14 protein-coding genes and 1 riboswitch are annotated in these 13,861 nt (G+C 62.1%); of the genes, 6 read left to right on the top strand and 8 right to left on the bottom strand.

Annotated elements, in window-relative coordinates; genetic code table 11:
- Positions 1-3 precede the first annotated feature (3 nt).
- From N5D22_RS09095 to N5D22_RS09080, 4 genes are all read right to left on the bottom strand, one after another.
- The gene (locus N5D22_RS09095; RefSeq protein WP_279656126.1) at positions 4-963 is read right to left on the bottom strand and encodes a sugar-binding transcriptional regulator; all 960 of its coding nucleotides are present in this window, start codon (positions 961-963) and stop codon (positions 4-6) included.
- A 20-nt stretch (positions 964-983) separates the two neighbouring features.
- On the bottom strand, positions 984-2,453 hold the full coding sequence (locus tag N5D22_RS09090) for an FGGY-family carbohydrate kinase (protein ID WP_279656125.1): 1,470 nt from the start codon (positions 2,451-2,453) through the stop codon (positions 984-986).
- A gap of 116 nt (positions 2,454-2,569) precedes the next feature.
- The gene (locus tag N5D22_RS09085; RefSeq protein WP_279656124.1) at positions 2,570-3,526 is read right to left on the bottom strand and encodes a transketolase family protein; all 957 of its coding nucleotides are present in this window, start codon (positions 3,524-3,526) and stop codon (positions 2,570-2,572) included.
- On the bottom strand, positions 3,526-4,335 hold the full coding sequence (locus tag N5D22_RS09080) for a transketolase (RefSeq protein ID WP_279656123.1): 810 nt from the start codon (positions 4,333-4,335) through the stop codon (positions 3,526-3,528). The genes N5D22_RS09085 and N5D22_RS09080 overlap by 1 nt, the downstream gene beginning before the upstream one ends.
- A 440-nt stretch (positions 4,336-4,775) precedes the next feature.
- On the opposite strand from N5D22_RS09080, the gene N5D22_RS09075 reads away from it, so the two are divergent.
- The 4 genes from N5D22_RS09075 to N5D22_RS09060 all read left to right on the top strand — a co-directional run bounded on the left by N5D22_RS09075 (position 4,776) and on the right by N5D22_RS09060 (position 9,220).
- Complete coding sequence (locus N5D22_RS09075; protein ID WP_065655910.1) at positions 4,776-5,756, top strand: ABC transporter permease; 981 nt, start codon at positions 4,776-4,778, stop codon at positions 5,754-5,756.
- Positions 5,757-5,890: 134 nt separating this feature from the next.
- On the top strand, positions 5,891-6,820 hold the full coding sequence (locus N5D22_RS09070; RefSeq protein WP_035262239.1) for a sugar ABC transporter substrate-binding protein: 930 nt from the start codon (positions 5,891-5,893) through the stop codon (positions 6,818-6,820).
- A gap of 118 nt (positions 6,821-6,938) precedes the next feature.
- A complete protein-coding gene (locus tag N5D22_RS09065; RefSeq protein ID WP_279656122.1) occupies positions 6,939-8,417 on the top strand; it encodes a sugar ABC transporter ATP-binding protein in 1,479 nt (492 codons plus the stop codon).
- Between the two features lie 14 nt (positions 8,418-8,431).
- Positions 8,432-9,220: an SDR family oxidoreductase gene (locus N5D22_RS09060; RefSeq protein ID WP_279656121.1), complete on the top strand. Its 789-nt coding sequence runs from the start codon at positions 8,432-8,434 to the stop codon at positions 9,218-9,220.
- 239 nt (positions 9,221-9,459) lie between these two features.
- Here the strand turns inward: N5D22_RS09060 and ribB are convergent, their stop codons facing one another.
- The 4 genes from ribB to N5D22_RS09040 form a co-directional block, all read right to left on the bottom strand.
- Complete coding sequence (gene ribB / locus N5D22_RS09055; RefSeq protein WP_279658551.1) at positions 9,460-10,101, bottom strand: 3,4-dihydroxy-2-butanone-4-phosphate synthase; 642 nt, start codon at positions 10,099-10,101, stop codon at positions 9,460-9,462.
- 121 nt (positions 10,102-10,222) lie between these two features.
- A riboswitch (FMN riboswitch) is annotated at positions 10,223-10,373 on the bottom strand.
- Positions 10,374-10,532: 159 nt separating this feature from the next.
- A complete protein-coding gene (locus N5D22_RS09050) occupies positions 10,533-11,240 on the bottom strand; it encodes a TIGR02281 family clan AA aspartic protease (protein ID WP_279658550.1) in 708 nt (235 codons plus the stop codon).
- Positions 11,237-11,428, bottom strand: a complete 192-nt coding sequence (locus N5D22_RS09045; protein ID WP_279658549.1) for a DUF1289 domain-containing protein — start codon at positions 11,426-11,428, stop codon at positions 11,237-11,239. The genes N5D22_RS09050 and N5D22_RS09045 overlap by 4 nt, the downstream gene beginning before the upstream one ends.
- Before the next feature lie 19 nt (positions 11,429-11,447).
- Entirely contained in the window at positions 11,448-12,233 is a 786-nt protein-coding gene (locus tag N5D22_RS09040; RefSeq protein WP_347881148.1) for an adenosylcobinamide-GDP ribazoletransferase, read from the bottom strand.
- 152 nt (positions 12,234-12,385) lie between these two features.
- Here N5D22_RS09040 and cobT point away from each other — a divergent pair, with 152 nt between their 5' ends.
- Both cobT and N5D22_RS09030 read left to right on the top strand, forming a co-directional pair.
- Positions 12,386-13,420 (top strand): nicotinate-nucleotide--dimethylbenzimidazole phosphoribosyltransferase, encoded by a 1,035-nt coding sequence (gene cobT, locus N5D22_RS09035; protein ID WP_173989400.1) that lies wholly within the window; start codon positions 12,386-12,388, stop codon positions 13,418-13,420.
- Positions 13,421-13,428: 8 nt separating this feature from the next.
- Positions 13,429-13,833 (top strand): diacylglycerol kinase, encoded by a 405-nt coding sequence (locus N5D22_RS09030; RefSeq protein WP_279658547.1) that lies wholly within the window; start codon positions 13,429-13,431, stop codon positions 13,831-13,833.
- Positions 13,834-13,861: the final 28 nt, after the last annotated feature.

The raw sequence follows: 13,861 nt of genomic DNA, 5'->3' as shown, positions 1-13,861 counted from the left end.
TGGCTATGTTTCCTTGCCGACCAGTCGTTCGGCGGTGAATTTGTCGGTGACAAGCACGTCGATCACACCGGTTCTGAGCGCACCGGCAATCGCCTCGGTCTTTTTCGAACCGCCGGCGAGCGCGATGACACGGTCGACATTGGAGAGGTTTTCCAGCGGCAGGCCGATGACCCGGTCATCGAGCGGTGTTTTGACCGGCTTGCCTTGCCTGTCGAAGAACCGCAGCGATATGTCGCCCACCGCACCCGCCTGCGCGAGATCGGCGAGTTCCTTGGCGGAAAAGATGTTGCCGGAGCGGGCGAGAAGCTCCGACGGCTCGACCGCACCGATGCCGACGACGGCGAGCGTGATCGACCCGAAGAGATCGATGGTTTCGCGCACGAAGGGATCGGCGAGCATCAAAAGCTTCGCCTCGCGGGACGTGGCGACGCCCGGCACCGGTAGCAGTTTCGGTTCCGCCTCCGTCAGCCGCGCCAGACGCGTGGTGATCTGGGTCGCATGCGTCTGTACCGATGGGTCGCCCATGCCGCCCAGCGTCTGGACGATATAGCGCGCCTTGGCGCCTTTAAGCGGGTGGATGTTTTCCACCATCTTGAAGATCGTCTGGCTCCAGCTGGAAACGCCGATGATCTCGTTCTGCGACAGTGTCACTTCGAGAAAATGCGCCGCCGCTTCGCCGATGCGGGCCATGATCGCGCCATCGCGATCCTCGCTGCAATCGACAACGATGGCCTCCGGCAGGTCGAAACGTTCGCGCAGCTGCGCTTCCAGATCGCTATAGGTGCCGGGCGGCGGAATGATGCTGGTGCGGACGATGCCTTCCGTTTCGGCGCGCTTCAACATGCGCGAGACGGTGGCTTGCGAAAGATTGAGATGCTGGGCGATTTCCGCCTGACGCTTGTGCTCGCTGAAATACATCTGCGCCACGCGGGAAATCATTCGAAGTTCGTTTAGCCTGCCCATAAGCCCTCCAGGGTGAATTTTTATTCACCATTACCCGAGGTTACAGGCAAGGTCGAGCGGGCAATCGCGTCGCGCCAGATGCCGAGCCGCTCCCGGCTTTCGCTGTTGGCGGGCGCGATGGTGTTGCCCTGGCTTGCAAGGGCGGCGATGGCCGTAAGATCGCTCCAGAAACCGAGGGCGAGGCCGGCGAGATAGGCAGCGCCCAGCGCGGAGGCTTCCGGCGCATCGCGCTGGATGACGGGGTGTTCCAGCATATCGGCGACGCATTGCATCAGGAAACGGTTCTGGCTCGGCCCGCCATCCACAAACAGCCGCCCGAAACCGGAAGGCGACTGCGCGCGCATGGCGGCAAAGACGTCATGGACCTGAAAGGCGATGGAATCGGTGACAGCGCGGGCCATCTGGGCACGGCTGGTGCTGAAATTGATCTGGGAGAAAAGCGCACGCGCATTCGTATCCCAATAGGGCGCGCCGAGACCGACGAAGGCCGGCACGAAGCCGGGGCCGTTTGGCTCGGCGGTGGCGGCCAGCTCGACGAGGGCGGCGACATCGGGCAGGCCGAGAATCTCCGTCATCCAGGGTAGGGAGGCGGCGGAAACGAGAATATTGCCCTCGAAGGCGAAGGTGGGTTTGCCGCCGAGCCGCCATGCGACGGTGGTGGTGATGCCGCGTTCGGGCGCGATGAAATGCGGCAGGGTCGTCATGACAGAGGAGCCGGTGCCGAAGGTTACCTTGCCGTCACCCGGATTGAAGGCGCCATGACCGAAGAGGGCGGCATGGCTGTCGCCGATGGCGGCGAGGATCGGCGTGCCGTCCTTGATGCCGGGAACGCCTGATGTGACGCCAAAATCGCCGCTGCTGTCGCGCAGATCGGGCAGGGCGTTGATATCGATGCCGAAGAGCTCGCAAAGCTCATCGCTCCAGACCTGCCGGTTGAGATCGAGCACCTGGCTGCGGGCGGCGTTGGAGGCGTCGCAGGCATGAACCTTGCCGCCGGTGAAGCAATGGATGAGCCAGCTATCGATGGTGCCGATGCGGAGCCTGCGCCCCTTCGGGGCACGCTCCAGAAGCCAGCGCATTTTTGCGCCGGGAAACATTGGGTCGATCGGCAGGCCGGTCAGCGCCATGACGCGCTCGGAATGGCCTCTCTCGATCAGCTCAGCGCAGTCTTGCGCCGTTCTTCGGCACTGCCAGCTGAGCACCGGGCCGAGCGGCTCACCGGTTTCGCCGTCCCAGATGGTCACGGATTCGCGCTGGTTGGAGATGGCGATGGCCGCGACATCGACGTCAGAGGGCGCGGCGGCAAGGCAGGCGGAGATCGCTTCGCAGACCGAGGCCCAGATGCGCTGCGGCTCCTGTTCCACCCAGCCAGGCTGCGGATAGGCGATGCCGACCGGTGATGAGCCGCGCGCCAGCAACTCTCCGCTTTCCGAGACGAGAATGGCCTTGGAATTGGTGGTGCCCTGATCGATGGACAGAATGGCGCGCATTACGTGAGTCTTTCGTCGGCAGTTTTTCGTTTCGGCCTTGCGGCGATTAAACGACGATATTGCAGAAAGGGTGTCGCCGCGCATCCGAAGACACGCGACGACTCTGGGAGGAGACCTTATTTCCTCTTGATCAGCGCTTCGGCCGCATCCGCAATGGCGGCAGGCGCCATGCCGAACTCATCGAGCAGCCATTCGGCCGAACCCGTATGGGCGAAGACGCCGGGGACGCCGAGGCGTTTCATCGGCACGGGGGCCTGTTCGACCACGACTTCGGCAATGGCGGAGCCGAGGCCGCCGAAGATCGAATGTTCCTCGGCCGTCAGGATCGCGCCGGTTTCGGTCGCTGCGGCGACGATGGCCGCCTCATCGATGGGACGCACGGTCGCCATGTTCAGCACACGCGCCCTGACGCCACGGCTTGCCAGAATGTCGGCGGCCTTGACGATGCGGTGCGTCAGCGTGCCGTTGGCGATCAGCGTCACATCGGAGCCTTCGCGCAGCAGATTGGCGCGGCCGAGTTCGAAGACATGGCCTTCCGGCAGCAGATCCGGCACGCCGACGCGCGACAGGCGCAGGAAGCAGGGGCCGGCATAGTCCGCCGCCCATTTGACGGCGGCGGCCGTCTCGATGCGGTCGCAGGGGGCGATGACCGGCAGGTTCGGCAGAACGCGGGTCCAGGCGAAATCCTCGATGGAATGATGCGTCGGGCCGAGTTCGCCATAGGCCATGCCCGAGGATATGCCGATCAGCTTCACATTGGCGTTGGAATAAGCGAGGTCGACCTTGATCTGCTCCAGCGCGCGGCCGGTGAGGAAGCAGGATGCGCCGCAGACGAAGGGCAGCTGGCCGCCATTGGCAAGGCCGGCGCCAACGCCGACCATGTTCTGTTCGGCGATCCCGACATTGACGAGGCGCTCGGGGAATTTCGACTTGAAGCCGCCGAGTTTCGAGGAGCCGACCGAATCGTTGCAGACGGCGACGACCTTGTCATTGCCGGCGGCCAGCGCCTCCAGCGTTTCGGCGAAGGCGTCGCGGCAGTCATAAAGCTTGGCGGCGGTTACGGGCGCGTTCATCACAATGCCTCCGAAAGTTCTTTGACGGCGATTTCATATTGTTCCCTGCTCGGAACCTTATGGTGCCAGTCAACGCGGTCCTGCATGAAGGAAATGCCGTGACCCTTGTTGGTGTGGGCGACGATGCAATGCGGGCGGTTGCCGCGATGCTCCAGCGCCGGCACGACTTCCGCCATGGCGTTGCCGTTGATTTCGCTGACTTCCCAGCCGAAAGCTTCCAGCTTCGGGCGAAGCGGCGCGACATCGTTGGTTTCCGAAAGCGCCGCACCCTGCTGGAAGCGATTGTGATCGACGATCAGCGTCAGGTTGTTCAGGCCGAATTGGGCGGCGGACATGATGGCTTCCCAGTTGGAGCCTTCCTGCATCTCGCCGTCGCCGGTCATCACATAGGTGTGGTAGTCGGCACCGGAAAGCTTGGCCGCCTTGGCCATGCCGACGGCGACGGGCAATCCATGGCCGAGCGGGCCTGTATTGGTTTCGACGCCCGGCACCTTGTTACAGTTGGGATGGCCGTTAAGGCGCGAATTCGGCTGCAGGAAGGTCGAGATTTCCTCTTCCGGGATGAAACCGCGCTTGGCGAGCGTCACATAAAGCGCGCAGGCCGTATGGCCCTTGGAAAGCACGAAACGGTCGCGGGCAGGGTTCTTCGGATCATCCGGCCAGATGCGCAGGACGCGGAAATAAAGGGCCGTCATGATGTCGATAGCGGACATTTCGCCGCCGACATGGCCCGCACCCGCTTCGAAAACGGCTTGTACGTCGCGAAGGCGAATCTGGCGCGCAATGCGCTCTAGCTCCTGGGACTGCATGGAATCCTCTTCAAAACATGCGTGTGAATATTTATACAGCTATTTATATAATTGCAGAGATGGCGTTTCTGTCAAGCCGGAATTGTGAATTGTGTTGTTTGGGCCCAAGCCGCTCCGTTCCGGTGTCGCAGAATTTTTCATGGGGAAGGGTATTCGCGGCGTCCTCATCCCTGTGCTTGTCACAGGGATCCAGCCAGCCCAAGTCCTTGGGCTGAAAGGAGTCTTTCCGCCGCGCAGACGCGCGTCTGCTGGATTCCTGTGACGAGCACAGGAATGAGGGTGGGAACGTAAGTCGCCAGCCATCCCATCCGCCGCAGGGTCCGTCCCGCCATTAACACCCTATTGACAAGCTTCTCGAAACTGGCTTATGCATGTTTCACCGATGATGAATAATTATTCTAATCGGTTTAAAAAATGCAAGACAGTCACCGGGAGGAGCCATGTCCGCGATTGAACGCAATGAGGGGGTCACGCACACCAGGAGCCCGCTTGCCTGGTTGAGCGGTGCGACCGGACCTCTTTTGGGCCTGCTGCTGCTCTGCGTGTTTCTGACCTTCGCCAGCGAGAATTTCCTGTCGCTGCGCAATGGGCTCAACATCCTCGACCAGATCACCGTTCTCGGCATCATGGCCGTCGGCATGACCTTCGTGATCCTTCTCGGCGGCATCGATCTGTCCGTCGGCTCGGTTTTGGCGCTGTCGATGATGATCATGGGATGGACGGCCAATGTGGCGGGCATGCCGATGGGCATGGCCATCGTGCTGGCGCTGATCGCGTCCGCCGCCTGCGGCCTCGTGGTCGGTATTCTGGTTACGGCTTTTCGGGTGCCTGCTTTCATCGCCACGCTGGCGATGATGTCGGTGGCGCGTGGTCTCGCCAACATGATCACGGATGGACAACAGATCGTCGGTTTCCCTGACTGGTTCATGATGCTGGCAATCGACCGCCATTTCGGCGTGCTGACAGCGACCGTGCTTCTGATGCTTGTCGTCGTTCTGGTTTCCTGGCTGTTCCTGCGCTTCCGTTCGGAAGGCCGCACGGTCTATGCGGTTGGCGGTAACCCGGAAGTGGCGCGCCTTGCCGGTATCAATGTGCCGCTGGTGACGATCTGCGTTTATGTCGCCTGCGCGGTTCTTGCCGGTCTCGCCGGCATCGTTCTTGCGGCACGTCTCGACTCGGTGCAGCCCTCAAGCGGCTTTGGTTACGAGCTGGATACGATTGCGGCCGTTGTCATCGGCGGAACCTCGCTTTCGGGCGGTGCGGGCGGCATCGGCGGAACGCTGATCGGCGTGCTGATCATCGGCGTGCTGCGCAACGGCCTCAACCTGCTCAACGTCTCTCCCTTTTTGCAGCAGGTCATCATCGGTGTGGTCATCGTGCTGGCCGTTGGCGCTGAAACTTTGCGTCGCCGCAGAAGCTGAATTTGCCTGCGGTCGGTGCTGAGCCGTCCGCGCAATAAACGACCCTCCTTATTGGGGAGGCGTGAAATAAACGGCCGGAGGGGAGGAGTTTCGATCTGCCCGAAGGTCAACAATCAACAAATGGAGGAATAATCATGAAATTTTCACGCATTCTGCTGACATCCGCCGCCCTTCTCGCCCTGTCGCTCGGCTCTGCCAACGCCGCCGAAGTCAAGAAGATCGGCCTTGCCGTCGCCAATCTGCAGGCGAACTTCTTCAACCAGATCAAGCAGGCCGTCGAAGCCGAAGCCAAGACGCGCGGCATTGCTGTCGTCACCGTCGATGCCAAGGGCGATGGCCCGACGCAGGTGAACCAGATCCAGGATCTGCTGACCCAGAATATCGATGCGCTGATCTATATTCCGGCCGGCGCCGCTGCCGCGACCGTTCCGGTGAAGCTTGCCAAGGCCGCCGGCGTTCCCGTTATCAACATCGACCGCAATGCCGATGGCGCGCCGGGCGATACCTTCCTTGCCACCGATTCCGTCGCCTCCGCCAAGGCGGTTTGCGATTACATTATCAAGCAGGCCGGCGGTTCGGGCAAGATGGTCATCATCCATGGCCAGAAGGGCACGACGCCGGAAGTGGACCGCACCAAGGGCTGCATGGAATCGGTGAAGGCCAATTCCGGCGTGAAGATCGTTGCCGAACAGTGGTCCAACATGTGGAGCCAGGACGAAGGCTTCCAGATCATGCAGAACATGCTGCAGGCCAATCCGGATGTTTCCATCGTCTTTGCGCAGGCCGATGGTCTGGCGCTCGGCGCGGCGCAGGCGATCAAGGTCGCCAATCCCTCGCAGAAGATCGTCGTCGGCGGCTTCGATGGCGATACGGCGGCGCTTGAGGCGCTGAAGAACGGCGTCTTCGACGTGACCGCAACACAGCAGACCCAGAAGATGGGCCGCACGGCTGTCGAGATGGCCGTCAAGATCGTCGGCGGCGAGAAGGTTCCGGCCGTACAGCTTTCCGATGCGACGCTGACCACCAAGGAAAATGTCGAAGGCTTCATCGCCAACCATCCCTGATGCATCCGCCCCGCGCGTCCGCTGGGATGCGCGGGGCTCTCATTGGTTTGTCTCTATGCAATTTGGACACAAGGCTGTGGCGTCTCTCCGCCGCGATCATGTCCTGGGAGGTCCCGTCATGCGCGAGCCGGTTCTTTCGCTCCGTGGCATCAGCAAACGTTACGGTCCGCTCGAGGTCCTGAAAAACGTCGATCTCGATGTTTATCCCGGCGAAGTGGTGGCCCTGCTGGGTGAAAACGGCGCGGGCAAATCCACGCTGTCAGGCATCATCGCCGGTTCGCGTGAACCGTCCGAAGGCACGATGACATGGCTTGGACAGCCTTACGCGCCTGCATCACCGCGCGAGGCGATCGACAAGGGCATCGTCCTCATCCATCAGGAATTGAAGCTTCTGCCGGAGCTTTCCATCGCCGAAAACGTGTTCATTGGCCGCTGGCCGATGAAGAACGGCGTTGTCGACCGTGCCAAGATGGTGCGCAGAGCCCAGCAGCAATTGGCACGCCTCAACCTTCACATTCCCGCAACCCGCAAGGTGGCCGGCCTTTCGACCGCCAATCAGCAGCTGATCGAAATCGCCAAGGCGCTGGCGCTGGACGCCAAACTACTGATCCTCGACGAGCCGACGGCGGCACTTGGCGGCGCGGAAACACAGGCGCTGTTTGAGCAGGTGCGCAAGCTGCGCGCCGAGGGAGTCGGCATCATCTATATTTCCCACCGCATGGAAGAGATCAAACAGATCACCGACCGCATCGTCGTGTTGCGCGATGGCGAGCGGGTGCATGAATTTGCCGATAGCGCAACACCGGTGCGTACCATCGTTGAAAGCATGGTCGGCCGCTCGCTGGAGCGCCTGTTTCCAGCGCTGCCGGAACCGCAGGACAAGGTGGTGCTGGAGGTCAAGGGGCTGACCGGCGCGAACAACGCCTTCCGCGACATCAGCTTCGGCGTTCGCGCCGGCGAAATTCTTGGTATCGCCGGTCTTATCGGGGCGGGACGCACCGAGCTGGTGCGGGCGATTTCCGGTGCCGACTCGACGAGTGCGGGTGAGGTACTGCTGGATGGCAAGGTGCTGACGCTGAAAAGCCCGGCGGACGCGATAGAGAAGGGCATCGTCATGGTGCCGGAAGACCGTAAATTGCAGGGGCTGGTGGTGGAGCACGAGATCGGCGAGAACCTGATCTATGCCAATCTCGACCGCGTTGGCACCGGCTGGATCACGTCGCGCATCAAGCGTGCCTTTACAAAAGAAGCCATCGCCAAATTCGGGGTGAAGGGCCGCAGCGAACAGCCGGCGTCGGATCTTTCCGGTGGCAACCAGCAGAAGGTGGTCATTGCCAAATGGCTGGCTCGCAATCCGCGCGTTGTGGTGCTGGACGAGCCGACCCGCGGCATCGATGTCGGCGCGCGGGCGGGCATTTACGACATTATCGTCGGTCTGGCGAAAAGCGGCGTGGCCGTCATCGTCGTCAGTTCCGATCTCGAGGAAGTGCTGGGCGTATCGAACCGCATCCTCGTGCTCGCGCAGGGAAAACAGGCCGGCATTCTCAACCGTGACGAAGCAAACGACGTCTCGGTCATGGAACTGGCAACCATCTGAAGAAGGAAATACCGATGTCCACCATCACGCTCAACGCGCCGAAACTGTTCGATCTTTCCGGCCAGGTGGCGCTCGTCACCGGCGCCGGTTCCGGCATCGGCCAGCGGATCGCCATGGGGCTTGCCCAGTCCGGCGCTAATGTCGCGCTGCTCGACCGCCGCACCGATGACGGCCTGGCGCAGACGGCCGATTTTATCGCCAAGGCCGGACGCAAGTCGATCCAGATTGCGGCTGACGTCACCAGCAAGCAGGCATTGACTGAAGCGGTCGCGCGTACTGAGGCCGAGCTTGGCGCGCTTTCACTTGCCGTCAATGCCGCCGGCATCGCCAATGCCAATCCGGCCGAGGAGATGGACGAAAGCCAGTTCCAGACGATGATGGACATCAACCTGAAGGGCGTTTTCCTGTCCTGCCAGGCGGAAGCCAATGCCATGCTGAAGAACGGCCGCGGTGCGATCGTCAACATCGCCTCCATGTCCGGCGTCATCGTCAATCGCGGGCTGATGCAGTGCCATTACAACGCCTCGAAGGCCGGCGTCATCCACATGTCGAAATCCATGGCGATGGAGTGGGTGGGGCGCGGCATTCGCGTCAACACCATCTCGCCGGGTTACACGGCAACACCGATGAATACGCGGCCGGAGATGGTGCATCAGACCAAGCTGTTCGAAGAACAGACGCCGATGCAGCGCATGGCGGGCGTTGATGAGATGGTTGGTCCGGCGATCTTCCTGCTGTCAGATGCGGCGAGCTTCGTGACGGGCGTGGATCTGCTGGTGGATGGCGGTTTCTGCTGCTGGTAAGGTTTTGGCGCGGAAGTATTGAGCTTCCTGGTTTGATAAACATGGACGTCCGCGCCAATCGGCGGTTCACCACACTCCACGTCATCCTCGGGCTTGACCCGAGGATCCATGGGTGGCCGAGTTGTGGATCCTCGGGTCAAGCCCGAGGATGACGGAGCTGAGAGGTTTCAGCGCTTCAGTTACCCATTTCACGCCCGGCTTGCGCCGGGCGTTTTCGTATTCACGACACGAGCAGCAGCTCACGCAACCTGCTTCTGCACCACATCCTCGACAACCTCGCCCTTCAGGTAAGCAACAAGATCCTTGATCGTCACGACCAGCAGGCCGTGGCGTTCGGCGAAGACTTCGAGCTGGGGCAGGCGGGCCATGGTGCCGTCGTCATTGGCGACTTCGCAGATGGTGCCGCAGGGATACTTGCCGGCGAGGCGGCAGAGGTCCACGGCTGCTTCGGTGTGGCCGGTGCGGCCGAGAACGCCCTGCGGGTTGGCGCGCAGCGGGAAGATGTGGCCGGGGCGGGCGAAATCTTCCGGGCGCGATTCTTCCGATACCAGCGCGCGCACGGTCTTCGCGCGGTCGGCGGCGGAAATGCCGGTGGTGGTGCCCGGAATATAGTCCACCGAGACGGTGAAGGCCGTCTTGAGGGATTCGGTATTGCGCGACACCATCAGCGGAATGTCGAGCGCATCGAGACGCTCGCCCGGCATGGCGACGCAGATCAGCCCGCGCGCATGGTTCATCATGAAGGCGATCTGCTGCGGGGTGATGCTGTCGGAGGCGGCGATGATATCGCCTTCATTTTCGCGGTCTTCGTCGTCAACCACAATTACCATCTCGCCACGGGAAATGGCTTCGATGGCGTCTTCAATCTTGGCAATGGTCATTTTCTTTCAAGCCTTTCAAGGGTTATGCCGTTTTGCGGCATTTTCGCGCTTCGAGAAGCGCCAAATATCCCTTGGGCGAACAATGCAATGCGAAGCCGCGCTCACGCGCGGGCGTCCTATGCCTTGTCCTCTTCCATCCGGACTATACCGTCGGCTCCGGCCTCTCACCGGATCTGCTGACCTTCCGGCTTTGGAGACCGGAAGCGCTCGCGGGCTCCGGGAAAAATCCCGATACCGCCGGTGGGGAATTGCACCCCGCCCTGAGAACAGAGCCAACATAAATTATCAAATGGGAAGGAATCAAGGGGCAATGGCCTGCCGTTATCCCCTATGCGCGAAAAGAATATCCCGATTGCGGTCGCAACGGGGTATTTCCTTTCCGGGGCCGCTAGCCCGTGTGAGCCCGGGAAGTGAAACACAGGGGGCTGGGGTTACCGGTCGCGTAACCGCAATTCATCGGTCTGCATCTGCAGCGAACCGAGCGTCGACAGGAAGCTCATGCCAAGCAGGCTCTGGCCCAATTGGCCATCCTGCGCGACGAGGGCGGGGATGTTGCGTCGCATGATCGGGCCAATGCTGATTTCCGACAGGGTAACCGGGGCTGCCGCCGTGCGGCCATTCGCGGTCATCACCGGTACGGTATAGCGGAGATTTGTGGTGTCGATGCCGATTGCGGCCGCATCTGCATTGGCGAGCACCACCGAGCTTGCGCCAGTATCGACCAGCATGTGGATCGTCTTGCCCTCGACGCCGACATTCGCCTCGAAATGGCCGCTCATCGATTTATGCAGCACGATTTCCTGCTCGCCGCCAGCCGTCGTTACCACCACGGCGCGGCCGGGCATCAGGCCGCCCAGCAGCCGGTCGCCGAAGGCTTGCAGGTCGTAGCGATAGAGATAAAGCGAGACGAGGCCGAGAATGATGACGAGCCAGACGGCGAGCTGGCGGATGACGGTGCCGAAACCACCGCGTCTTCCGGTCAGGATGCCGGCGGATAACAGGCCGGCAATGGGCAGAAGATAAAGCACATAGGCAAATTGGTCATTGTCGATGCCGAGCGTTCGGCCGCCGTCGTGATTGATGAGAAGCAGGCCAAGGCCGACGGCCAGCAGGAGGAGAACGATGGTCAGCCTGTTCATGCGGTGTGCGTCTCCTTGGCGGTCTCGGGCAGGTTTGCCAGTCTTTGCGGCAGCAACCGCATGATTTCGCGGCGCTTCTCGTCGCTATACCCTGCCCAGCCGCCAATTTCATCCAGCATTCGCCCGCAGCCGATGCAGAGGCTGCTGGTTTCATCGAGGCGGCAGATATGGATGCAGGGTGTTTCCATGATGATTTATATCAGGCCGTCACGCCGCAAGGGCAAGAGCGACGAGAATCACGATCTCCGTGATCTGCTGGCAGGCGCCGATGGTATCGCCGGTATGGCCGCCGATCTTCCTGTCGCAGAGCCTGCCGAAAAGCACGGCCGCCAGAACGGCTGCCGCCAGCACGAGGGCAATCGACAGCAGCGGCAGGGCGTGCAGTGTGAACAGGATGAAAAGCAGCAGCCCGATCACCAGCGCGATGTTGCGCTCGGTTGCCCCCGGCTGGCCGGCGCCGGCGGCGATGCCGGAGGTTTTGGCGGCGGGCAGGGCCTGCCAGTGCCACACCATCAGGGCGCGGCTCATGACAAGCGCGGCGATCAGGCAGGCGGCGGCGGTTTTGCCGGGCAGGGTCTCGATCAATGACGCGAGCGCCGTTGCGCGCAGTGCAAAGGAGAGGACCATGGCGATCGTGCCATAGCTGCCGATACGGCTGTCCTTCATGATCTCAAGCATGCGCGTTCTATCCTTGCCGCCGCCGAAACCGTCGGCCATATCCGCGAGACCGTCTTCGTGCAGCGCGTCCGTTGCGAGCGCCGTCAGGCCGATGGCGAACCAGCCGGTGAGCTGGGGCGAGGCATCGAAGCCGGCGAAAATCATTACCAGGAAAGCGGCCGGCAGGGCGATCAGCAGGCCGGCGGCGGGAAAGGCGCGGGCGGCGCGGCGCATTGATACGCCGGAACTGTCTTCGAAGAAACGGGAAGGAACGGGCAGGCGGCTCAGAAAGGCGAGGGAATGCATGACATCTGTTATAAAATCCCCGGCCTTCATGCTCTCTCCGTTGCAGTTGCTGCATTTCCGGTTGTTCCGCGGCGCATCCGCGATTATGAGAGGCGCAACAAAGACCGATTTGCCGGAAAACACAAGTTCCGGACGCATGAGCCGATGCGACAGCCAACCCGACGACGAGAAAGACAGATATCATGAGCATGAGCGGATTGCCCTTCGACGATTTCCGCGCGCTGCTGCGCGAGCTTCCCGGCCCGGATACGCACGCGCTTGTGGCGGCCAAGGAACGCAATGCTCAGCTGACCAAGCCTGCCGGTTCGCTCGGCCGTCTGGAAGAAATCGCCATGTGGCTGGCTGCCTGGTCCGGCCGTTCTCCGGCCGTCACCCGCCCGCTGGTGGCGATCTTCGCCGGTAATCACGGCGTCACCCGCCATGGCGTTACGCCCTATCCGACCTCCGTGACCCAGCAGATGGTGGAAAATTTCGCGGCAGGCGGTGCGGCGATCAACCAGATCTGCGTTGCCAACGATCTCGGTCTGAAGATCTTCGATCTGGCGCTCGATTATCCGACCGGCGACATCACCTGCGAGCCCGCGCTTTCCGAGCGCGACTGCGCCGCCACCATGGCCTTCGGCATGGAAGCGATTGCCGGCGGCACCGACCTTCTCTGCGTCGGCGAAATGGGTATCGGCAACACCACCATTGCGGCGGCGATCAATCTCGCGCTTTACGGCGGCACGGCGGAAGAGTGGACCGGTCCGGGCACCGGCTCGGAAGGCGAGGTCATGGCCCGCAAGATCGCGGCGGTGAAGGCTGCGGTGGAGTTCCACAAGGATCATCTGTCCGACCCGCTGGAAATCATGCGCCGTCTCGGCGGACGCGAGATCGCGGCGATTGCCGGCGCCATTCTCGCCGCCCGCGTGCAGCGTATTCCCGTGCTGATCGACGGTTATGTGGCGACGGCCGCTGCCGCTCTGTTAAAGGCCGCCAATCCTTCGGCGCTCGACCATTGCCTGATCGGCCATGTCTCGGGCGAGCCCGGCCATCTGGCCGCCGTTGAAAAACTCGGCAAGACGCCGCTTCTGGCGCTTGGCATGCGGCTGGGCGAGGGCACCGGGGCAGCGCTTGCCGCCGGCATCGTCAAGGCTGCGGCCGCCTGCCATTCCGGCATGGCGACGTTCGAAGCGGCAGGTGTGGACACCCGCATCAGCTCCCGCACCGACCATTGAGGTTACAGATGGACGCGACGCCGCAGAGGAAGCAACCGGAGCCCGCCTTTCGCAAGGAAAAGGGCTGGCGGCATCTTTTCGCCGCCGCCCGCTATTCCGTGCAGGGGCTCGGCCGGCTGTGGCAGGAAGCGGCCTTCCGGCACGAGGTTCTCGCCTTCGGTGTCGGGCTTGCCCTGCTTCTGGTGGTCGGCGCGCCCTTTGCGCATCTTCTCGTCTTCACCGTGCTGATGCTGCTGCTGTTTTCGGTGGAAGCGCTCAATACCGCCATCGAAGAGCTGGTGGACCGCATTTCGCCGGAAATCTCCTCGGTCGGGCGGCACGCCAAGGATCTCGGCTCCTTTGCCGTCTTCTGCCTGTTGATGGCGAATGGATTTTTCGTGCTTTATTCGCTGGTGACGACGCTGTTCTTTTAAGCGGAGCGCCTCTGATGCTCAAGGGGCT

Source organism: Agrobacterium sp. GD03872, assembly GCF_029840625.1.
GTDB lineage: Bacteria > Pseudomonadota > Alphaproteobacteria > Rhizobiales > Rhizobiaceae > Agrobacterium > Agrobacterium fabrum_A.
This window is presented reverse-complemented; position numbering and strand designations above follow the sequence as displayed.

Excerpts from the sequence above, each read along its gene's own strand:
- N5D22_RS09095 (WP_279656126.1), bottom strand. The coding sequence starts at position 963 with ATGGGCAGGCTAAACGAACTTCGAATGATTTCCCGCGTGGCGCAGATG.
- N5D22_RS09090 (WP_279656125.1), bottom strand. The coding sequence starts at position 2,453 with ATGCGCGCCATTCTGTCCATCGATCAGGGCACCACCAATTCCAAGGCC.
- N5D22_RS09085 (WP_279656124.1), bottom strand. The coding sequence starts at position 3,526 with ATGAACGCGCCCGTAACCGCCGCCAAGCTTTATGACTGCCGCGACGCC.
- N5D22_RS09080 (WP_279656123.1), bottom strand. The coding sequence starts at position 4,335 with ATGCAGTCCCAGGAGCTAGAGCGCATTGCGCGCCAGATTCGCCTTCGC.
- N5D22_RS09075 (WP_065655910.1), top strand. The coding sequence starts at position 4,776 with ATGTCCGCGATTGAACGCAATGAGGGGGTCACGCACACCAGGAGCCCG.
- N5D22_RS09070 (WP_035262239.1), top strand. The coding sequence starts at position 5,891 with ATGAAATTTTCACGCATTCTGCTGACATCCGCCGCCCTTCTCGCCCTG.
- N5D22_RS09065 (WP_279656122.1), top strand. The coding sequence starts at position 6,939 with ATGCGCGAGCCGGTTCTTTCGCTCCGTGGCATCAGCAAACGTTACGGT.
- N5D22_RS09060 (WP_279656121.1), top strand. The coding sequence starts at position 8,432 with ATGTCCACCATCACGCTCAACGCGCCGAAACTGTTCGATCTTTCCGGC.
- ribB (WP_279658551.1), bottom strand. The coding sequence starts at position 10,101 with ATGACCATTGCCAAGATTGAAGACGCCATCGAAGCCATTTCCCGTGGC.
- N5D22_RS09050 (WP_279658550.1), bottom strand. The coding sequence starts at position 11,240 with ATGAACAGGCTGACCATCGTTCTCCTCCTGCTGGCCGTCGGCCTTGGC.
- N5D22_RS09045 (WP_279658549.1), bottom strand. The coding sequence starts at position 11,428 with ATGGAAACACCCTGCATCCATATCTGCCGCCTCGATGAAACCAGCAGC.
- N5D22_RS09040 (WP_347881148.1), bottom strand. The coding sequence starts at position 12,233 with ATGAAGGCCGGGGATTTTATAACAGATGTCATGCATTCCCTCGCCTTT.
- cobT (WP_173989400.1), top strand. The coding sequence starts at position 12,386 with ATGAGCATGAGCGGATTGCCCTTCGACGATTTCCGCGCGCTGCTGCGC.
- N5D22_RS09030 (WP_279658547.1), top strand. The coding sequence starts at position 13,429 with ATGGACGCGACGCCGCAGAGGAAGCAACCGGAGCCCGCCTTTCGCAAG.